General features: G+C 62.8%; 20 protein-coding genes. 12 read left to right on the top strand and 8 right to left on the bottom strand.

Annotated features, from left to right (window positions below):
* Positions 1–205 precede the first annotated feature (205 nt).
* Positions 206–643, top strand: a complete 438-nt coding sequence (locus tag VE26_RS13065) for an RrF2 family transcriptional regulator (RefSeq protein ID WP_046105658.1) — start codon at positions 206–208, stop codon at positions 641–643.
* A gap of 159 nt (positions 644–802) precedes the next feature.
* Here VE26_RS13065 and purU read toward each other — a convergent pair whose 3' ends face one another.
* The 5 genes from purU to VE26_RS13035 all read right to left on the bottom strand — a co-directional run bounded on the left by purU (position 803) and on the right by VE26_RS13035 (position 6,217).
* Positions 803–1,657 (bottom strand): formyltetrahydrofolate deformylase, encoded by an 855-nt coding sequence (gene purU, locus VE26_RS13060; RefSeq protein WP_046105657.1) that lies wholly within the window; start codon positions 1,655–1,657, stop codon positions 803–805.
* A gap of 369 nt (positions 1,658–2,026) precedes the next feature.
* A complete protein-coding gene (locus tag VE26_RS13050; protein WP_046105655.1) occupies positions 2,027–2,839 on the bottom strand; it encodes an ABC transporter permease subunit in 813 nt (270 codons plus the stop codon).
* A 1-nt stretch (position 2,840) separates the two neighbouring features.
* Positions 2,841–3,794: an ABC transporter permease subunit gene (locus VE26_RS13045; RefSeq protein WP_046105654.1), complete on the bottom strand. Its 954-nt coding sequence runs from the start codon at positions 3,792–3,794 to the stop codon at positions 2,841–2,843.
* Positions 3,791–4,942, bottom strand: a complete 1,152-nt coding sequence (locus tag VE26_RS13040; protein ID WP_046105653.1) for an ABC transporter ATP-binding protein — start codon at positions 4,940–4,942, stop codon at positions 3,791–3,793. Before VE26_RS13040 ends, VE26_RS13045 begins: the two co-directional genes overlap by 4 nt.
* Positions 4,943–5,134: 192 nt before the next feature.
* Positions 5,135–6,217, bottom strand: coding sequence for a polyamine ABC transporter substrate-binding protein (locus tag VE26_RS13035; RefSeq protein WP_046105652.1), 1,083 nt, complete (start codon positions 6,215–6,217; stop codon positions 5,135–5,137).
* A 435-nt stretch (positions 6,218–6,652) separates the two neighbouring features.
* On the opposite strand from VE26_RS13035, the gene VE26_RS13030 reads away from it, so the two are divergent.
* Together VE26_RS13030 and VE26_RS13025 are read left to right on the top strand one after the other, a co-directional pair.
* On the top strand, positions 6,653–7,576 hold the full coding sequence (locus tag VE26_RS13030) for a pseudouridine-5'-phosphate glycosidase (RefSeq protein ID WP_046105651.1): 924 nt from the start codon (positions 6,653–6,655) through the stop codon (positions 7,574–7,576).
* The gene (locus VE26_RS13025; RefSeq protein ID WP_046105650.1) at positions 7,573–8,457 is read left to right on the top strand and encodes a carbohydrate kinase family protein; all 885 of its coding nucleotides are present in this window, start codon (positions 7,573–7,575) and stop codon (positions 8,455–8,457) included. Before VE26_RS13030 ends, VE26_RS13025 begins: the two co-directional genes overlap by 4 nt.
* An 11-nt stretch (positions 8,458–8,468) precedes the next feature.
* Here VE26_RS13025 and VE26_RS13020 read toward each other — a convergent pair whose 3' ends face one another.
* Positions 8,469–9,011, bottom strand: coding sequence for a DUF2726 domain-containing protein (locus VE26_RS13020; RefSeq protein ID WP_052715905.1), 543 nt, complete (start codon positions 9,009–9,011; stop codon positions 8,469–8,471).
* A 154-nt stretch (positions 9,012–9,165) separates the two neighbouring features.
* Between VE26_RS13020 and VE26_RS13015 the strand changes: the two genes are divergently transcribed.
* Positions 9,166–10,134: a zinc-binding dehydrogenase gene (locus VE26_RS13015; protein ID WP_046105649.1), complete on the top strand. Its 969-nt coding sequence runs from the start codon at positions 9,166–9,168 to the stop codon at positions 10,132–10,134.
* Here VE26_RS13015 and VE26_RS13010 read toward each other — a convergent pair.
* Complete coding sequence (locus tag VE26_RS13010) at positions 10,131–11,444, bottom strand: NAD(P)H-dependent oxidoreductase (RefSeq protein WP_046106335.1); 1,314 nt, start codon at positions 11,442–11,444, stop codon at positions 10,131–10,133. The two genes, VE26_RS13015 and VE26_RS13010, sit on opposite strands and share 4 nt — an antisense overlap.
* A gap of 271 nt (positions 11,445–11,715) precedes the next feature.
* Here VE26_RS13010 and VE26_RS13005 point away from each other — a divergent pair, with 271 nt between their 5' ends.
* The 4 genes from VE26_RS13005 to VE26_RS12990 all read left to right on the top strand — a co-directional run bounded on the left by VE26_RS13005 (position 11,716) and on the right by VE26_RS12990 (position 15,319).
* Positions 11,716–11,991 (top strand): STAS domain-containing protein, encoded by a 276-nt coding sequence (locus tag VE26_RS13005; protein ID WP_046105648.1) that lies wholly within the window; start codon positions 11,716–11,718, stop codon positions 11,989–11,991.
* A complete protein-coding gene (locus VE26_RS13000; protein WP_046105647.1) occupies positions 11,988–12,353 on the top strand; it encodes a response regulator in 366 nt (121 codons plus the stop codon). Before VE26_RS13005 ends, VE26_RS13000 begins: the two co-directional genes overlap by 4 nt.
* 35 nt (positions 12,354–12,388) lie before the next feature.
* A complete protein-coding gene (locus VE26_RS12995) occupies positions 12,389–14,752 on the top strand; it encodes a chemotaxis protein CheA (RefSeq protein ID WP_046105646.1) in 2,364 nt (787 codons plus the stop codon).
* A 78-nt stretch (positions 14,753–14,830) separates the two neighbouring features.
* Positions 14,831–15,319, top strand: coding sequence for a chemotaxis protein CheW (locus tag VE26_RS12990; protein ID WP_046105645.1), 489 nt, complete (start codon positions 14,831–14,833; stop codon positions 15,317–15,319).
* 134 nt (positions 15,320–15,453) lie between these two features.
* Here VE26_RS12990 and VE26_RS12985 read toward each other — a convergent pair whose 3' ends face one another.
* Positions 15,454–15,807 carry a hypothetical protein gene (locus VE26_RS12985; RefSeq protein ID WP_046105644.1) on the bottom strand — a complete coding sequence of 118 codons (354 nt, stop codon included), beginning with the start codon at positions 15,805–15,807 and terminating at the stop codon, positions 15,454–15,456.
* A 165-nt stretch (positions 15,808–15,972) separates the two neighbouring features.
* On the opposite strand from VE26_RS12985, the gene VE26_RS12980 reads away from it, so the two are divergent.
* The 4 genes from VE26_RS12980 to VE26_RS12965 all read left to right on the top strand — a co-directional run bounded on the left by VE26_RS12980 (position 15,973) and on the right by VE26_RS12965 (position 20,126).
* Positions 15,973–16,563: a chemotaxis protein CheD gene (locus VE26_RS12980; RefSeq protein WP_046105643.1), complete on the top strand. Its 591-nt coding sequence runs from the start codon at positions 15,973–15,975 to the stop codon at positions 16,561–16,563.
* An 88-nt stretch (positions 16,564–16,651) separates the two neighbouring features.
* A complete protein-coding gene (locus VE26_RS18725) occupies positions 16,652–18,202 on the top strand; it encodes a methyl-accepting chemotaxis protein (RefSeq protein WP_046105642.1) in 1,551 nt (516 codons plus the stop codon).
* Between the two features lie 32 nt (positions 18,203–18,234).
* Entirely contained in the window at positions 18,235–19,077 is an 843-nt protein-coding gene (locus tag VE26_RS12970; RefSeq protein WP_046105641.1) for a CheR family methyltransferase, read from the top strand.
* Positions 19,077–20,126, top strand: coding sequence for a protein-glutamate methylesterase/protein-glutamine glutaminase (locus VE26_RS12965; RefSeq protein ID WP_200897249.1), 1,050 nt, complete (start codon positions 19,077–19,079; stop codon positions 20,124–20,126). The genes VE26_RS12970 and VE26_RS12965 overlap by 1 nt, the downstream gene beginning before the upstream one ends.
* The last annotated feature ends 84 nt before the right edge of the window (positions 20,127–20,210 follow it).

The raw sequence follows: 20,210 nt of genomic DNA, 5'->3' as shown, positions 1-20,210 counted from the left end.
ACATTCCCAAAGTGCTGCAGGCGCCGGCAGCACCGCCCGCGGCGATGGTGGACATCGTCACACCCGAGGCGTCGGAAGGCGACTTGCCCGATGGCGGTGCGCCCGACGCTCTCGAAGGGGGTGGCGCGGGGCGTGACGACGCGGTAGAGGTCGTCGTGCCGCCGGTGGTCCCGGAGCCCAGGGGAAGGGGCGGCAAGAGGAAGAAATGATTTCGCAGAAGGCCAAATATGCTCTGCGCGCGCTGGTGTCGCTGGCGCGGGCTGGTCGCGGGGAAAGCCGCATGATCGGGGAAATCTCGCGCGAGCAGGCCATCCCCAAGAAGTTCCTCGAGCAAATCCTTCTCGAACTCAAGCGCGCCGGCTTCGTGACCAGCCGTCGCGGGCGCATGGGCGGCTATGAACTGGTCAAGTCGCCCGAAGAGATCATGTATGGGGACGTGCTGCGGCTGATCGATGGCCCGATTGCCCCGCTCCCCTGTCTCTCCAAGATCGCCTATCGCAAATGCGAGGATTGCCGGGACGAGAGCGCCTGTGAAATCCGCCACGTCTTCGAGCGCGTCACGCTGGCGACCCGAGCCGTGCTTGACCGCACCAGCCTTGCGGATTCGCTCAATCTGGAAGACCTGCCGGTCGAGGCCGCCTAGGGCCGCTTGCTGACGGCCACCACGGCGCAAGCGTCTCCTTGCCGATTCTTGTCACCACCGGATGAAATCCGGCGAGTGCTGCCTGCGGGATGGATGCCGGAGCACGCCCGTCATTGACGAAAGACCGGCGTGCAGGCCCAGGCGATGGCCCGCGGGTCGTCAACCGAACACAACCGTCTTCTTGCCGTTGAGCATGACGCGGCTTTCGAGGTGCAGCTTGACGGCCCGGGCCAGAACGCGGCTTTCGATGTCGCGGCCGGCGGCAACGAGGTCATCCGGGCTCATGGCATGGGTGACGCGGGCGGTTTCCTGCTCGATGATCGGGCCTTCGTCGAGATCGGGCGTGACGTAGTGGGCGGTGGCACCGATGATCTTGACGCCGCGCTCATGAGCCTGGTGATAGGGCTTGGCGCCCTTGAAACTGGGCAGGAACGAGTGGTGGATATTGATCACCTGGCCGAACAGGCGTGTGGAGAGATTGTCCGACAGCACCTGCATATAGCGTGCGAGCACCACCAGATCAGCGCCAGAGGCCTTTACCAGATCAAGCACCTGGGCTTCCTGATCGGCCTTGGTGTCCTTGCTGACCGGCAGATAGTGGAAGGGGATGGCTGCATCTTCGGCGATCTTGCGCGTGTCCTGGTGATTGGAAATGATCGCGGCGACCTCGGCATCGAGCCAGCCGACGCGGATCTGGTAGAGCAGGTGCAACAGCGTGTGGTCGAACTTGCTGACCATGATGACGATGCGCTTCTTGCGGCCCTGATCATAAAGCGCGGTCTTCATGTCGAAGCGCTCGATGGGTGATTTCAGGGCCTTTTCGATGGTTTCGCGGCTCTTGTCCTCCGGCGCCGTGAAGGCGAGGCGCATGAAAAAGCGGCCCGTCTCCTGGTCCCAGAACTGGTTGCTTTCGGCAATATTGGCGTTGAGGGCGGCCAGTTCGGTGGTGACGGCAGCGACGATGCCGGGCCGGTCGGCACAGCTGAGGGTGAGAACGAAATTGGCCGCGGGCATTGCTGCCTCCCTTGCAGAGTTCGGGCAGGGATATCAATGCGCAGAGGGTTCCCGTCAAGCCTTGTTGCATCAGGTCCCCGCGCGGCAAAGCTGCGCAGGAACAGAAAAGGGCCGCTCTGGCGAGCGGCCCTTCCCTGAGTTTTGAGGCCTTGAGGGCCCGGAGGCGGATGCTGCTAGCCGAGATCACTCCCAGTCAGCACACCAAAACCCAGACCTTCCTCAAGAACCAAATTCTCATAAGACACTGGATCACCTCCTTTGCATTGGTTGAACATGAGGAGAGTGTGCGCCGGTTCTTTCAGGCTGTCCAGTCACGAAAAACGTGATGACGCTGTTCCCCCTCCCGAGTTGGGGAGGGGCGAAACGCGATCAGCCCCTGGCCTTTTTCGGCCGGCTGCGCAGCTGGATGATCGTTGCCACGATGACCCCCAGGGACACGATGCCGATGATGATGGTGGCCAGTGCATTGACGTCGGGCGAGACGCCCAGGCGCACCTTGGAAAAGATGACCATGGGCAAGGTCGACGAGCCGGGGCCCGACACGAAGCTGGCGATGACGAGGTCATCGAGCGAGAGGGTAAAGCCCAGGAGCCAGCCGGACACCAGGGCCGGAGCGATGATGGGCAGGGTGACGTCGAAGAAGGTGCGAACCGGGGAAGCGCCCAGGTCCATGGCTGCTTCCTCGATGCTGCGATCGAAATCGGAGAGGCGCGATTGCACGACGACACAGACATAGGCCGTGCAGAAGGTCGCGTGGGCAATGACGATGGTCAGCATGCCGCGGCCCTGGGGCCAGCCAAGCATGGATTCCATGGCCACGAACAGGAGCAGCAGCGAAAGGCCGGTGATGACGTCGGGCATGACGAGGGGCGCGGAGACCATGCCGGAAAACAGTGTCCGCCCGCGGAAACGACGGAAGCGCACCAATGCGACGGCTGCCAGCGTGCCCAGGACCAGCGCAATCGTGGCGCTGAGCGCTGCGATCTGCAAGCTCAGCCAGGCGGCGTTGAGCATCTGCGGATCGCGGAACAATTCGCCATACCACTTGAACGAGAAGCCCGACCAGACGGTCACGAGGCGGTTCTCGTTGAAGGAGAAGATGACGAGGCTGACAATGGGGGCATAGAGAAAGGAAAAGCCCAGGACAGCAGCGATGGGGAGGAACCAGCCACGACGGAACATGCTATTTCTCCACTACCGCGCCCTGGGCGCGCTGCAAGAGCATGATGGGCACGACAACCACCACGAGCATGGCCACGGCGACAGCTGCGGCGCGCGGCCAATTGGTGGCCGAGAAGAACTCGTCCCAGAGCACGCGGCCGATCATCAGCGTTTCCGGCCCGCCGAGCAGCGAGGGAATGACGAATTCGCCGATGGCCGGAATGAAGACCAGCATGGACCCGGCCACGATGCCGGGCAGCGACAGCGGCAGGGTGACCGACAGGAAAGTGCGCAGGGGACGGGCGCCCAGATCGGCCGAGGCTTCGAGGAGCGAGGCGTCGAGCTTCACGAGGTTGGTGTAGAGCGGCAGGATCATGAAGGGCAGGTAGGTATAGACGAGGCCGACATAGACGGCGAAATCGGTCTGCATCATCACGATGGGCTGGATGCCGAACAGGCCCAGGAACTGGTTGATCACGCCATTGCCGCGCATGAAGCCGGTCAAGGCATAGACGCGCAGCAGAAGCGAGGTGAAGAAGGGCAGGATGACCAGCATCAGCAGGATATTGCGCCAGGGGCCCGGTGCCCGGGCAATGGCATAGGCCATGGGATAGCCGATCAAGAGGGTAATGATCGTGGCGATGGCAGCAATGCGGATGGAGGAGAGATAGGCCGCGACATAGAGATTGTCGGTAAAGAGGCGGATGTAGTTGTTCAGATGCAGGGTCAGCTGCACCGTGCCTTCCTCGGTGGTGAGGAGCGGCGAATAGGGCGGGCGGCCAAACTGCTTGGTGGTCAGCGAAATGCCGAAGACCACAAAGAGCGGCACGAGGAAGAAGACCAGCAGCCAGATGACCGGCGCTGCCAGAACCAGCATGCGCCCGGTAATGCCGACCTTGGCGAGGCCGCGTTCGACCGCATTCCAGGGCTTGAGCCGCCTTGGGGGTGGATAGGTGGGTTCGTGCTGGGTGGTCATACTGTCAGCACCGAGCCGGCATTGTCGTCCCAGGTGACGAAAACCTTTTCGTCCCAGGTGATGGCGTCGGGATTGCCACGCACATTGTTGGTCTGGCTGACGCGGATGCGTTTGCCGCTTTCCAGCGCCACCTGATAGACGGAAATATCGCCCAGATAAGCGATTTCCTCGACAATGCCGGTGGTGACATTGGCATTGGTGGCCGTATCCGGCTTTTCGCGACCCAGCGACATTTTCTCGGGGCGGATGGCCCACCACAGGATCTGATCGGGGGCGCAATCGACGCCGTGACCGACATAGATGTCGCAGCCCAATTCCGCCGAGCGGATGCGCACATGGTCGGGCTCGTCCTCGGTGACCGTGCCCTCGACCATGTTGACCGAGCCGATAAAGCCGGCGACGAAGCGGGAGTTTGGATATTCGTACACATCGGTTGGCTCGCCGATCATGGCGATCTCGCCCTGGTTCATCACCCCGATGCGGGTGGCGAGCGTCATGGCTTCTTCCTGGTCGTGGGTGACGACGATGAAGGTGACGCCCAGGCTTTCCTGAATCTTCACCAGTTCGAACTGGGTTTCCTCGCGGAGCTTCTTGTCAAGCGCGCCAAGCGGCTCGTCGAGCAGCAGCAGCTTGGGGCGCTTGGCGAGGGCGCGGGCCAGCGCCACGCGCTGACGCTGGCCGCCTGAGAGCTGATGCGGCTTGCGCTTGCCGTAATCCTGCAGCTTGACCAGGGTCAGAAGCTCGGCGACGCGCGCTTCGATCTCGGCCTTAGGCAGATGGTCGCGCTTGAGGCCATAGGCGATGTTCTGCTCGACCGACATGTGCGGGAACAGCGCATAGGACTGGAACATCATGTTGACCGGCCGGTTATAGGGCGGCACTTCGGTCATGTCCTGGCCATCGATCTCGATCGTGCCCGATGTGGGCTGCTCGAAGCCGGCCAGCATGCGCAACAGCGTGGACTTGCCCGAGCCTGACCCGCCCAGCAGGCAGAACAGCTCGGAGCGATAGATGTCGAGAGAGACCTCGTGCACCGCCGCAACGTTGTCGAACAGTTTCGACACGTTCTTGATGCGCACGAAAGGCTTGTTGTTCGCGGTATCGCGCCACGGACGGGTATCGATAGCCAGCTGCGGTTTCTTCGCCATTTGCGCTCTGCAAAGTCTCTTCTGGCGGCCACCTGCCGCACTCTTCTGCGCGTCCGGTCCCGGTGTCGTCCATGGACGCCGATGCCCGGTTCTCGATCGTGCCTCGGAACCGGCCCGGCGCGTCAGGATCGCGCGGGACAATTGGGCACAAGGATGAAGGGGCGGCCTTGGGGCCGCCCCTTCCTAAGTCGATTACTGACCCGTTTTGATGCGGGTCCAGGTGCGGGTCAAGACCTCTTCGTAATCCGGGGAGTGCGCCTTCATGGTGAAGCCATTGGCCAGAGTTTCGGCGGAGGGATAGATGGAGGGGTTGGACTTCACTTCTTCGGCGACGAATTCCAGCGAAGCCGGATTGGGATTGGCGTAGAACACGGTATTGGTGATCTCGGCCACCACTTCGGGGCGCAGGATGTAGTCGATGAACTTGTGGGCATTGCCCGGGTGGGGTGCATCGGCAGGAATGGCCAGGAAGTCATAGAGCGTCGGCGCGCCTTCCTCGGGGATCAGGTAGGCAATGTCGGTGCCTTCGGCCGCATTGTCGGCGGCGATGAACATGTCCCCTGAATAGCCCATGGCCAGGCAGATTTCGCCATTGCCCAGGTCGTCGATATATTGGCTGGAGTGGAAGTAGCGCACCGACGGCTTGATCGAATTGAGCAATTGCTCGGCCTGTGCCAGGTCTTCCTCGCTTTCGGAATTGGGATCAAGGCCAAGATAGTGCAGGGCCGCGCCCATGACCTCGGAAGGGCTGTCCATGATGGCGACGCCACAGGAGGCCAGCTTGCCCACGGTTTCGGGATCGAACAGCAGGTCCCAGCTTGTGGGCGCGTCGTCGGTCCCCAGGGCCTGGGCGACGGCCGCCACGTTGTAGCCGAGGCCGATCGTGTTCTGCATATAGGGCACGCCATGGGCGTTGTCGGCATCGACAGCTGCGGCGGCTTCCAGCGCTGCCGGATCAAGATTGGCGTAATTGGTGAGCTGGGCCTTGTCGAGCGGCAGGATCAGCCCGGCCATGATCTGGCGCTCGAGGAAATTGCCCGAGGGCACCACGATGTCATAGCCCGAATTACCGGCCAAAAGCTTGGCATCGACGATCTCGTTGTTGTCGTAGACGTCGTAATTGACCTGGATGCCAGTCTCGGCAGTGAAATTGGCAATGGTGTCGGGGGCGATATAGTCTGACCAATTATAGACGTTCAGGACCGGCTCTTCCTGAGCGATAGCGGGGCTTGCGGCCAGAAGGGCGCCCAAGGCAATGGCGAGCGAGGTTTTCATGTGCGTAAGTCTCCTGTGGGGACCGGATGGAGGCAATGGCGTCCGGGGGACGGCCGGTTCGACGCAGAGGCGCGCCTTCCGCGGAAAAGAGCCGCGGCTCAGCCCCGGGGGCTCATCTTTGAGAACCCGGAATGTCGGAATTTGAAGTCTGAACAAGGGTTACGGATACGCGCCCGGAGGCGGCCGTCAGGATCGCTGCAAAAAGCCCGGAGCCGGGCGCATATCGAGGCGCGTATGCCGCGCCATCAACACTGGTCCTGGTCAGCGAAGTGCCCTTTCCTCAGTAACAGAGGCAAAATATCGCCAAATCCCCGATGCCACAAGGCCATGTCGCACATTCCCGGCTGCCTCTTGACCCATGTGTTGCACGGGCGCACAAGCACGGCAAAACGACCGGCCAAGACCGAGCCGGGAGCGATCCGGAGCTATCCCCCCATGCCTATCGACGCCTATCTTTCCATTGCCGACGAGGTGCGCGCAGCCCTCGCCGCCGGCCAGCCCGTGGTGGCGCTGGAGTCGACAATCATCACCCATGGCATGCCCTATCCGCAGAACCTGGGCATGGCCCGCGAAGTGGAAGACGTCGTGCGCGCCCATGGCGCGGTGCCTGCCACCATCGCGATCATGAACGGCCAGCTCAAGGTGGGGGTGTCCGGCGCTGATCTCGAAACGCTGGCCCGGGAAGGTCACAAGGCTGCAAAGGCCAGCCGCCGCGACATGGCGAGCCTGCTGGCCAACCAGGTCATTGCCGGCACGACGGTCGCCACGACCATGCAGATCGCGGCGCTGGCCGGCATCCGTATCTTTGCCACCGGCGGCATTGGCGGGGTGCATCGGGGCGCCGAAGACAGCTTCGACATCTCCGCCGATCTCGAGGAACTGGGCCGCACTCCGGTCGCCGTGATCTGCGCCGGAGCCAAGTCGATCCTCGATATCGCCAAGACGCTCGAGGTGCTCGAAACCAACGGCGTGCCGGTTCTGGGCCATGGCACAGACGATTTTCCCGCATTCTGGGCGCGGACCAGCGGACACAAGGTCGACCAGCGCTTCGACGATACCGAAGGCATTGCCCGCATGCTGGCCATCCAATGGGATCTGGACATGGGCGGCGTGCTCATCGCCAATCCCATTCCGGAGGAAGATGCCTGGGAAGCAGAAGCGATCGAGGGCTTCATCACCCAGGCGCTGGCCGATGCCGAGGCGCAGAGCGTCAAGGGCAAGGCGGCGACGCCGTTCCTGTTGCAGCGCATGTTCGAGCTGACCGGCGGCAAGTCGCTGGAATCCAATATCGCTCTGGTCAAGAACAACGCAAAGGTAGCGGCCCAGATTGCCGTCGCCCTGGCAGGCGCCGGCAGATGACCGGCCGGGTCCTGGTCATCGGCGACGTGATGACCGACATCATCGTCAAGCCGGAAGGGCCGATCGTCATCGGCTCGGACCGGCGGGCGGAAATCCGCAACCGGCCCGGAGGCTCGGGCGCCAACCAGGCCGTATGGCTGGCGTCGGCAGGCGCCGAGATCGTCTTTGCGGCCCGCGTCGGGGCAGCGGACAAGGTGTTCTACGAGAATTATTTCCGGGGGCGGGGCATTGTGCCGGTTCTCGGCGGAGATCCCGACCTGCCCTCGGGCGTGCTCGTTACGCTGCTCGATCCGAGCGGGGAGCGCAGTTTCCTCACCGACCGTGGCGCCAATCTCAATCTCGGGCCGGATGATCTGGGCGAGGACCTGCTCGAAGGCGTCGGGCTGGTGCTGGTTTCGGGCTACAGCTTTTTTGCCAGCGGCCCAAGACGGGCCGTGCAGGCGCTGCTTTCGGTCGCGCGGGCGCGTGGCGTCGCCATCGCGGTCGATCCCGCCTCGACAGGCTTTCTCGATGAGGTGGGCCCCCATCTGTTTCGCAATTGGGTGGGTGAGGCCGACTGGCTGTTCGCCAATGAAAGCGAAGCGGAAATGTTGAGCAGCGAGGCGGATTTCGACGCGCGGATGCGCGACCTGGGCACGCAGTTTCGACACGTGGTGATCAAGCGCGGGCGGTTCGGCGCGGTGCTTGGCGGAAAGGACGGGGTGGCGGTGAGCCTGCCGGCACCCGTCGTCACCGTGGTGGATACGACTGGCGCGGGGGACGCTTTTGCCGCCCATTTCGTGGCGGCGCTACTTGGCGGCGCGGATGGCGCGGCCTGCCTGTCAAAAGGCATTGCCGGGGGCGTCGAGGCGGTGCAGTTCATCGGCGGCCAGCCACAGTAAAGGAACGGAACCTAAAACCGTGGCTGGTGCAACGGGCGCGGTGGCGTCGCCCGTTGCAGGGCGGCGCTGACCATCCCCCGGACCTCCTCGGCACCGAACGTGTCGAAAATCTCCAGATATTCGACGCCGGCGCGACGCAGAGCCTCGCGCTTGACGGCGTCGCGGGCTGGAGCATCGCCCTGATAATGCCCCTTGCCCTGATGCTCGATGGCAAGAACCGGCATGCTGAAGGCGTCGATGACCAACATGTCGACCCGCTTGGCATTGATGCAGCGAAAGGCTCCATCGTCTTCGGTGGCCAAGACTTCCCCCAGGCTTGGCTGGGCCATCAATCGATAGCCAGGGCCGCAGCGGGGGAGCACCTGCTCGACGGTGCGGAAAAGCTCGAATTCGGTGCGGGACAGAAGCCGCTTCCGTTCAAAGCGGGCGCGCATGACGATGCGCAATTGATCGGGCGCGTCGGGCCGTGCCGGCTGCCTGTCGCGGCCAAAAAGGCGGGATGCGACAAGGGCCAGCAGCAGAGCAAGGATCAGAAGCGGAAGCAGCAGGTCCATGGGCGATCCGGTGAGAACTTTTCAGGAACAAAGTTGATCTGGCGCCGGGATATTGTCAATCCGCGTCTCAGGGTTGGCGCCTGCTGGCGGCGCGATGGGGTTGATCCAGCGGCGACGCGCCCTATCTCAACTCCTCAACAGCAAGGAGCCCGCCATGAAGCGCGCGGTCTATTTCGAATTCGGTACGCCCGAAAAGGTTCTTCAGGCCGAAGAGGCGCCGACGCCCGAGCCCGGTCCCGGCCAGGTGCGCGTCCGAATGATGCTTTCGGCGGTGCACAATCATGACCTCATGACGATTGCCGGGCAGTATGGCTTCAAGCCCAACCTGCCGGCCGTGCCCGGAACAGAAGCCGTCGGTCGGGTCGATGCGCTGGGTGAAGGAGTGACCCACCTCTCCCTCGGGCAGCGCGTGGCCGGGGGCGCCGAAGGTACATGGGCTCAATTCTACCTCGCCGATGCGGCTCGGCTGGTGCCGGTACCGGACAGCGTCGATGACGAAACCGCCTGCCAATTGGTATCGATGCCGCTTTCGGCCAAGATGCTGCTCGACAGCCTGGGCGTGAAATCGGGCGAGTGGATTGCGATCAATGCCGCCAATGGCGCCGTGGGCAAGCTGCTCAGCCAATTTGGGGCTGAACAGGGCGTGCGCGTCCTGGGGCTCGTGCGGCGCGAAGCGGCGGTGGCCGAAATGGCGGCGCTGGGTTTCTCCGATGTGGTGGCGACCGAGGGCGAAAGCTGGGCGGAAGCGGTGCGTGAGAAGACCGGCGGCGCCCCGATCGTGCGGGGCATCGAATCGCTGGGCGGGGAAGGCGCGGGACAATTGGCCTCAATCCTCGCCGACGGCGCCGAACTGATCAGCTTCGGGGCCATGACAGGCCAACCACTCAAGCTCTCGGCCGGGGAATTGCTGTTCCGCAACATCACGGTCAAGGGCTTCTGGGGCGCCAAACCGCCGGTCAAGCCGGAGCGGATCGGGCAATTGCTGGGCGAATTGGTGGCTGATGCCGCTGCGGGCAAGCTCACGCTCGATATCGAGGCCGCCTATGCCATCGATCAGGTGGGCGAGGCCGCCCGGGCCAGTGGCGAGGCGGGGCGCAAGGGCAAGATCGCAATCCGCGGCTAGTAGCCGAGCATGCGATCCTGCTCCTGGCGGAGCGCATAAAGTCGGGTGCTCGCATCGGGTTGGGCATTGGCGGCGGTGATCAGTTCGCCCATGCGAACCGGCGCCGTCACCTTGCCGCCCTCAAGCAGGCCCACCGGCAGAGCGCCGGCTGCGCGGGCGTCTTTGACCGTCATGGCATAGGAGCGATAGCAGGTCTCGCCGATGGCATCGAGGCTGTCGCCTGCCTTGAGGTCACGCTTGGCGACAGCGCAGACTTCGGCCACCGGGCGGGGCAGAGGCACCATGTCGGGCTTGCCGGTCAGCATGATGCGCGCGCAGGTCAGCGGCACTTCAAGGCTGGTCAGGTGATAAGGGCGGAAAAACGCGTAATAGGGGCCATGGCCGATATGGAGATCGTCCATGCGCTCGATGATGCGGGGGTGGCTGGCCTTGACGATGACGAAGACGCCAGGGGCCACGCCCTTGCCGATGGTGAAATCGACTACACCCGAGGAATTGAGAATGCCTCCGTCGGCCTTGGGGATTAGGACCTTGGCCATGTCGTCGCGATTGGTGGCGGGGCCGTGCATGCCCGGCACGTCCGGCAAAAGGCCGGTGGCATTGGCGATGGCCGTCATCTCGACGGCGGTTTTGCTGCCATCGACGAATTCCACCAGCATGCGCGGGTTCATGTTACGACGGGCCGCTTCCTCCCGATAATCGTCGGGCACAGCGTCATGCTTGAGGGGATTGTTCTTGCCCTTGCCGGCCGCGACGATTTCGAGGCCTAGGGCGGAGACGAATTCGATCAGTTCCATGCAGGAAGAGGGTTCGTCGCCCGCGCCCACCGAATAGACGACGCCGAGGCGGTCGGCCTGGGCCTTGAGATAGGGGCCGATGGTCACGTCGGCCTCGACATTCATCATCACCAGGTGCTTGCCGTGTTCCATGGCCAACAGGTCGTAATCGGCGGCGACGCCCGGCTTGCCGGTCGCGTCGATGACCACATCGATATTGGGAGTAGTGACAAGTGTTTCGGCAGAGGTGATGGCGATCTTGCCCTGCTCGATGGCGGCCGTGGCCTGGGCAGGGCTGTTGGCAAGCTTGCCACGGCTGTCGTCGCCATAGGCGATCGTCATGGCTTGCAGCGCGGTGTGAGGGCGACGGGTGGCAATGGCCGCCATTTCGACGCCGCGCATGAGGCTCATCTGCGTGACGAGGTCGGTGCCCATTTCGCCCGATCCGATGACGCCCACGCGAATGGTCTTGCCCTGGTCGGCACGATTGGCGAGGTCACGGGCAAGGCCGGTCAGAGCGATATTGGAAGGCATCGGGCGGGTCCGGTCAAAAGTGTTGGGCATGCGATAGACCCAGGCAGAGCCCGGGGCAAGGGGGCCGGTTGCGGTCTTTATCTCGATAGCCTGGTGTGCCGGGCCCAGTCCTGCGCGCATAGCTCTGGGGGAATATGCCCTGCTGGTCGCGCCACTGGCGCGCTCAGTCCCTGAGGTGGAGGGGGCATAGTTAGCACTTCTTAAACCGTTGAAGCGGAATATGCCGATCGGAGAAACCTCCGGGGGCACGCCAGGGATGGGTACTAAAACAATGACAGCTTTCGAGCTGCCAGCGATCATCGACCTCGACGCCATCGATGCCATTCGGGACCGGCTTGCCGATGCGCTCGAAGAGGGTTCGGTGACGGTCAGCGGTGCCGGCGTGGAGCGCGTGTCGACCAATGGCCTGCTGCTGCTGGTCAGCGCTGCCGAGACCGCCCGGAGAAACCATTTCGAGTTTGCCATTGCGACGCCGAGCGCGGCCATGGGCGCCGCTATCGAGCGGCTGGGCCTGAGCGCCCAGTTTTCGGGGATGATGAGACAATGACGCTGCGCGTGTTAACCGTAGACGATTCGCGGACCATTTTGGCCATGCTGCACCATACGCTGAGCAATGCCGGGTTCGAGGTTCTGCAGGCCGAGGACGGCAAGCAGGGCCTGGATATGTTGCGCGCGGAAAATGTCGATGTGGTGATCACCGACATCAACATGCCAGTGATGGACGGGATCGAGTTCATCAAGAATGTGCGGGCCAGTGGCCAGTACAATTCGCTGCCCATCCTGATCCTTACTACCGAAACCAGTCAGGACAAGCGCGACCAGGGCAAGGCCGCGGGCGGCACTGGCTGGATCGTCAAACCGTTCGATCCTGAAAAGCTGATCTCGGTGATCCACCGCGTCGTGCATTGACCAGAACCGGACCCAGAAGGGTTGGATAGCCAGAGATGAGCGATCTCGACGATTTCAAAGCCACCTATTTCGATGAATGCTCCGAGCTGCTGACCGAGCTTGAGGAGCAATTTGCCGCCATCGAAGAAGGAGAGCGCGATGCGGACCGGCTCAATGCCGTTTTCCGCGCCATTCACTCTATCAAGGGTGGCGCCGGCGCCTTTGGCTTCTCGGCCCTTGTCGGCTTTGCCCATGCCTATGAGACCCTGCTCGACTATGTGCGCGACGGACGGGTGGAACTGACCGACGAGGTCGTGAGCCTGTGCATCCGAGCCAATGACATCGTCGCCGACCACGTCAATGCCGCCCAGTCGGGCGAAGATCTTCCTTCCGATTACGGTGCGGAGGAGAAAGCCCGGTTCGATGCGCTGGCGCGCGGAGAAAGCGCTGCCGGCGACGATGAAGACGGAGACCCGCTGGAGGAATTCGATATCGAGTTCACGCCGGTCATGGTCAATCTCGACACGCTCGCAACGGGCGAGGCTCCGGTGGAGGACGCCTTCGATGCCGCACCCATGTCGCTGGCCGAAGGCGCCTGGGAAATCCGGTTCACACCGCATCGGGCGCTCTATGCCCGCGCCAACGATCCGCTCCTGCTGTTCCGCGAGCTGGCCGCCCTGGGCGACATTAAGGTGCGTGCCCGGATGGGTGACGTGCCCCCGCTCTCCGACTTCGAGCCCTTTGCGGTCTATTGTTCCTGGGAAATCAGCCTTTCGGCGCCTGAGCTGACGGAAGCGGCGATCCGGGAAGTCTTTGAATTCGTGGATGGCGATTGCGATATCGTCATCACCCAGGCCGGTTCGGACGACGCGCTCGGCCTCGACGCCTTCGCGGCCGATGCGGCAGTGGACACGGAGGGCGAAATCGAGGCCCAGGCCGATGCCGAGCCGGATCTGTCGAGCCTATTGGCGCTCACCGAAGATGAAATGTCACGGGCGGCGCCCCCCGTCCTCGTTACGGATAGTCTGGACGAAGCGCCTGAGGATTTCGCGCCCGAGCCGCCGCCGGCACCGGTGGGGCGCCAGGACAGTTTCGAAGACGCACCGGGCCTGTCCTTTGCCGCCCTTGCCGACGAACTCAAGCCGAGCATGCCTGCACCGGCGCCCAAGCCGGCCCCGGCCGTTCCGGTGGCCAAGGCGCTGCCGGCCGGTGGCGATGGCGAGGACAATCATCGCAGCGTCGGCGTGCAGTCGATCCGCGTCGATCTCGACAAGGTCGATCGCGTGGTCAACATGGTGGGCGAGCTGGTCATCACCCAGTCCATGCTGACCCAGCAGATGGATGAAACCCTGCGCGCCCGCTATACCGAGCTCGTACGCGGACTCGAAGTGCTGGCCCAGACCACGCGGGGATTGCAGGATTCGGTGATGGCGATCCGCGCCCAGCCGGTCAAGTCCGTGTTTTCCAGAATGCCGCGCCTCGTGCGCGAACTGGCCACCAAGACGGCCAAGAAGATCAAGCTCGAGACGATCGGCGAGAACACCGAAATCGACAAGACGGTGATCGAGCAATTGTCCGATCCGTTGACGCACATGATCCGCAATTCGGCGGACCACGGTATCGAAAGTCCGGAAAAACGCCTGACCGTGGGCAAGAGCGAATTTGGGACAATCCGCCTTTCGGCTGAACAGGCCGGCGGCAATATTCTCATCATCGTCGAGGATGACGGCGCCGGAATCAATCGCGAGCGGGTGCTGAAGCTCGCCCGCGACAAGGGCATCGTGGCGCCCGAGATCACTCCGACCGACGAGCAGATCGATCAGTTGATCTTTGCACCGGGCTTTTCGACCGCCGAGGCGATCAGCGACATTTCCGGTCGCGGAGTCGGCATGGACGTGGTGTTGTCCAACATCAAGAAGATCGGCGGCTCGGTGCATGTTCGCTCCTGGACCGGCAAGGGGACGCGGATGACGCTGCGGCTGCCGCTGACGCTGGCAGTGCTGGACGTCATGCTGGTCAAGGTCGGTGGCGGGCCCTATGTGGTGCCGCTGTCCTCTATCGTTGAAACCATGCAGTGCTCCAGAGCCAATTTCGAGCGCGTGCCGTCTGGTGAGCGGGTGCTGCAGGTACGCGGGGAATATGTGCAGGTCATCGACCTGGGACAGCGCTTTGGCCTGTCCGCCAGCAGTAATCCGGACGACCAGTTCGTGGTGTTGTGCGAAACCGAGGGCAGCCAGAAAGTGGCCCTGGTGGTGGACGACATCATCGGCCAGCAGCAAGTGGTGATCAAATCGCTCGAGGAAAATTTCGAGCGTGTGGACGGCATTGCCGGCGGCACCATTCTGGGCGACGGCAATGTGGCGCTGATCGTGGACGTGCAGGGGCTCAGAACCACCCATATCCATCAGAACGCAGCATGAGACTTAACGATTTGGCGTGATCTGCCAGCTAAAGATCGAGTTGAGTAGCCCAGAACGGGCGGAGAGAGGCAAAGAGAAATGGAAGCGCTTAGCCTTCGGGACGATATAAGCGACAAGTCGGCTTTGGCCGGGCAGAATACCCTGCAGTTGATCGCCTTTTCCATTGGCGAGCAGACCTATGGGGTCGAGATCACCACGGTGCGCGAAATTCGCGCCTGGAACGGTGCGACGCCGCTGCCCAATACGCGCGAATTCGTACGCGGCGTCATCAATCTGCGCGGCACCATCGTGCCGATCTTCGACCTGCGGGCCCGTTTCGGGGACGGCCAGACCTCCCCGACCAAGAACCATGTCGTGGTGGTGATGAGCGTCGGCGACAAATGGGTCGGCATCCTGGTGGATGCGGTTTCCGATATCCTGACGGTCAATCGCGACGATATCCATAACGTGCCCGAGGGCAATGCCATCGACACCGAACTGCTCAACGGGATCGTGACCCATGACAGCCGCATGGTGGGGCTCATCGATCTGCACGCCGTGGTCACCGGCGCCAAGATGGACGGCTGAGACCGATCTCCGTTTCCAAGACCAAGGGCGCCGTGAGGCGCCCTTTTTGTTTGACAGGGTGGCGACAACAGTCGTGGCCAGACCCGGTGATCCCAAGGTCCGGCACACGGATGCAGAAAACTAGAGGACTGTTGTCAGAACAGTTCGGCGTCGCCGTGCGACTGATGGGCGGCAATGCCCGACAGGGCGGGGACGCGCAATTCGTCCAGTGTCAGGCTGGCCCAGATTTCGTCATAGACGGAATCGGGTGCGGTCGGCGGCAACAGGGCGAACTGACGGACGGCCAGTGCCATGTTGTGGCATCGCTGCTCGATGCGGTCTTGGCCCTGCATGGCGGTGACGATGAGCTGGATGGCTTCGCGGACGGTAGCGTCCTTGCCGACCTGATGTTCGGAAAGCAGTTCGAGAGCTTCGGTGATGCCTTCGAGCATCGAAGCGGTCTGGCGCGCGGTCTCGTCCAGTTCCCTTGCGAGTTTCTGCAATGACATCGAATACCTACCCCAGCCTTGTGCGGCCACCCTATGCCCCCATTTCTGAATCTCTTCTTGCCAAGGTGCCATCCGCCAGCGCGCTTCCGCTTTGTGGTTAGCAATTGGCTAACGAGTTTTCCGCTACGATCGGAACAATTCGCTCGCAGAGGTAAGAAGCGACAGATGACCAGCAGCACTTCCTTGCCCCCTGAATTCGACCGCGGGGTGGTGACGACGGTTCACCAGGGCGATTGTCATGTGTCCAGTCAGCCCGATGTGACCTTTTCAACCGTACTGGGCTCCTGTGTTTCGGCCTGCGTGCGCGACCGCGTGGCCAATGTGGGTGGGATGAACCATTTTCTGCTTGCCGAACAGTCCGGTTCGGCCAAGGACAGGTACGGGGCTTCCGCGCGCTACGGCGCCTTTGCCATGGAACAGCTCATCAACAAGGTGCTGAGCCAAGGCACGGGCCGCAAATCCAATCTCGAGATCAAGATCTTTGGCGGTGGCAAGATCAATTCGGCACTGGACGATGTCGGCGCCAAGAATATCGAGTTTGTCCGTCAATTCCTGGCCGATGAAGGCTACAGCGCCATGAGCGAAGACCTCGGCGGCAATTATGCGCGCCGGGTCCTGTTCAAGCCGCATTCGGGTCGGGCCTTCGTCAAGCGGCTCGACAGCGACATGGGTGCAAACGTGGCGCGGGAAGAAATGGCGCTTGCCAAGCGCCGGGTTGTGGTGCCGGTGCCGGCGGACGACATCGAATTGTTCTAGGCCAATATCGGGCCGACGCTTACGCAAATCTTACCGAAGATTTGACTGGCTTAGACTTGGTTAACCATTGCCTGGCTAAGACTTTTACATGCCTGACCGCTCCTTGACACGACCCGATTCGCGCCGCCACGGCCGCAGCCTCAGGCTGATGCTGGCGGCGGCCGGGCTTTGGCTGGTATCCGGCAGCATAGCGATCGGCCTGCTGGTGGCGCTGGGGCCAGGACCGGCATGGTTCACGGCTTTGGGCAGCCTTGGCGGGCTTGCCGTCACGGCAAGCCTATTGGGTGGCTACCTTCTCGACCGGGCAGATCGACGCAAGCTCAGTGCCATGGCGCAGGCGGCCGGCCTTGGGGACGGCCTCGAGGACGAGCTGACGCTCGACGCGTTGGTTCTGCGCATGGGTATGCGGCTCGAACGCGCGCACCATTTCCGGGCGGCCATCGGTGCGCTGGATGGCCTGGCCGTGGTGGTCGACAGGGATGGCACCATGATTGCACTCAGCCAGGGCGTCGAGCGGCTGGCGCCGGGCGTGCACGAGGGACGAAGCCTTGATCTGCTCATGGGCAAGGGCTTTCTGGCTGCAGGGGGCGCTCCCCAAGAGGGCCTGGTCCTTCTGGGGGGAAAACGCCTCATCATCAACAGGCGCAATCTGCCCTCGGAGCGGTATCTGATCGAGATGCGGCCCGCAGGGCATTATCTCGAAGACGACGAGCTCGACGCCTTGGCTGGTGCCATCGGCACCGGGCAGACCAGCTTTCGTTTCGACACGCCCAATAGCCACAACACGGCAGCGCTCGCGCTGATCAATGCAAGCCTGGAACGTCTCGATGCCGGCCTCGTCCAGTTCCGCTCCCTGCTGTCCGGCCAGGTCGAGACGATTACCGATCCAGACCTGCCGCTGGCCGATGAAGCCGACCAGGTTCTGGGCATGCTGGGCGAACTGATCGACCAGAATGGGACCGAGCAAGAGCGGCGGCGCGCTCTCGAGGTCAAGCTCGACAGCGTCAAATCCCTTCTCGCCGAATTCGAGTTGCGTGCGGCACGGCTCGAAGCGACGGAAGATGAGCACAAGCGCGCATTGGGGCTGGAAGGCGAGCGTCGGGCTTCCCTGCAAGCCCAAGTCGAAGGCCTGGCCAAACAAGGCAAGGCCGCCGAAACCCTTGCCGCCAATCTCGATGCCACGGCAGGGCGAACCCATGCGCTGGTGGCCGAGATCGACCGGCTGGCCCATGATATCGACACGATGACGGCGGGCATCGAAGACGTGTCCTTCCGCACGAACCTTCTGGCGCTGAACGCGGCCGTCGAAGCGGCGCGCGCCGGGGAAAAGGGGGCAGGCTTTGCCGTGGTCGCCGACGAGGTGCGCCAATTGGCCCAGCTTACCAACCGCTCGGCCAAGGATATCCGCGCGCTGGCGGACAAGGGGCGGATACAGGCCCGAAGCGGGCTGGACGAAGTGGCGGAACTGCAAAAAATCGCTGCGGTGCTCAAGGAGAATTTACGCAATATAAGCAATGATGGCGGCACTATCGGGCAAGCAGAGCAAGCAAAGGGCGCATCAATGCATGTGCCTTTGTTGTCCAAGGGCGCGGCCAACACGGACAGTCGGACGACTATCCTCCAGCGCGCCGCCAGCTAGCCGGAACAGACCGGCGCACAAGGGGTCGTGTCATGGAACAGGGAGAACTCTCCCTCAGCGAACGGGAGTTCGCGCGGATCAAGGCGAGGGTCTACAAGGTCGCAGGCATCGCGCTTTCCGATGCCAAGCGAACGCTTGTGGTTTCACGGCTTTCGAAAATCGTGCGGGCACTGGGTCTTGTCAGCTTCGATGCCTATATCGACTATCTCGAGCGCAGCGGCTCGGCCGATGACGGACAAGACTTTGTCAACGCCCTGACCACCAACCTCACGCGCTTTTATCGCGAAGACCATCATTTCGAACATCTGCGCTCCTATGTCGGCAAGCTGATCTCCGAACGACCGCGGGGAACGCGGCTGCGCATCTGGTCTGCCGGCTGCTCCACGGGCCAGGAGCCCTATACGATCGGGCTCGACCTGCTCTCGGCCTTTCCCGATCTCAAGCGCTGGGACTTCAAGATCCTGGCCACCGACATCGACACGGCAGTGATCGCCAAGGCAGCCCTTGGCGTCTATCCGGAGAGCGAATTGTCCGGGCTCAGTCCGGAGCGGGCTCGGCTCTTTGAAAAGAGCGCCGATGGCTCGATCCGCATTCCTGCCGCTGCGCGCGAACTGGTTTCCTTCAAGCCACTCAACCTGATCGGGGCGTGGCCGATGAAGGGGCCGTTTGACGCCATTTTCTGCCGTAATGTGGCGATTTATTTCGATAAGCCCACACAGGGCGAAGTCTTCGGCCGCTTTTCCAAGATGCTGGCACCCGAAGCCTTTCTCTATATCGGCCATTCTGAAAATCTCGGCTCGGGCGGAGACGGGTTCCGCCTGGTGGGCAAGACCATCTATCAAAGCCGCGACAAACTGAACAAAAGAGCTGCATGATGAGCATCAAGGTTCTGGTCGTCGACGACTCGGCGCTGATCCGGGAAGTCCTTGGCCGCATGCTGACGCGGGATGGCGACATCCAGGTCGTCGGCACCGCCGTCGATCCGATCGATGCGCGCGAAAAGATCAAGACGCTTGATCCCGACGTGGTGACGCTCGATATCGAAATGCCCAACATGAACGGGCTGGCCTTTCTCGAAAAGCTGATGCGGCTTCGCCCGACACCGGTGGTCATGGTATCGACGCTGACCAAGAAGGGCGCCAGCGAAACGCTGTTGGCCCTGGAATTGGGCGCGGTGGATTTTGTGGCCAAGCCGAGTGCTGAATTTGCCGGCGGACTGGACACGTTCGGGATAGGCCTGAGAGAAAAAATCCGCGCCGCTGCCAAGTCGGATGTGCGTGGCCGCTCGGCAGGCCGGGCCGAAGCACCCCGTGTGCAGGTGCGGACGGCCGCGGCCCCCGAGGGGGCCCTGATCGCCCTGGGCGCATCGACTGGTGGTGTGGAGGCGATCCGCGCGGTGCTGTCGCAATTGCCATCGGATAGCCCGCCCGTGGTCATCGCCCAGCACATGCCGGCTGGCTTTACGGGCCGCTTTGCCGCCCGTCTGGACGAATTGTGCGCGCTCAAGGTCGTTGAAGCGCAGGACCGCATGCCGCTTGAGGCCGGACACGCCTATGTGGCGCGGGGAGACTATCACCTGCGGATTGAACGCAGCTCCGGGCAGCTCAAGTGCCGGCTGGGGCAGGAGGGGCTTGAAAGCGGGCACCGGCCAAGCGTGGACGTGCTGTTCGAGTCGGTAGCGCGCGCGGTAGGCCCGATGGCGGTCGGCGCGATCCTTACCGGCATGGGACGCGACGGTGCCCGAGGCCTCAAGCTGATGCGCGAGGCGGGCGCCTATACAATCGGGCAAAGCCAGGCCTCTGCCCTCGTCTATGGCATGCCGCGGGTTGCCTTCGAGGAAGGTGCCGTCGTCGAACAGGCTCCGCTCGAGCAGATCGCCGGCAAACTCGCCAATGCGTTGGTGAAGCTGAAGTCAGCGGCCTAACCGGACTGGCGCAAAGTGCCGATTGCGATTGATAGATTTGTAACGCTTGCCCCCTAGAGTTCAAGATCAGGCGGCCCGAAGGCC

The organism is Devosia chinhatensis (assembly GCF_000969445.1).
Classification (GTDB): Bacteria; Pseudomonadota; Alphaproteobacteria; order Rhizobiales; family Devosiaceae; genus Devosia; species Devosia chinhatensis.
This window is presented reverse-complemented; position numbering and strand designations above follow the sequence as displayed.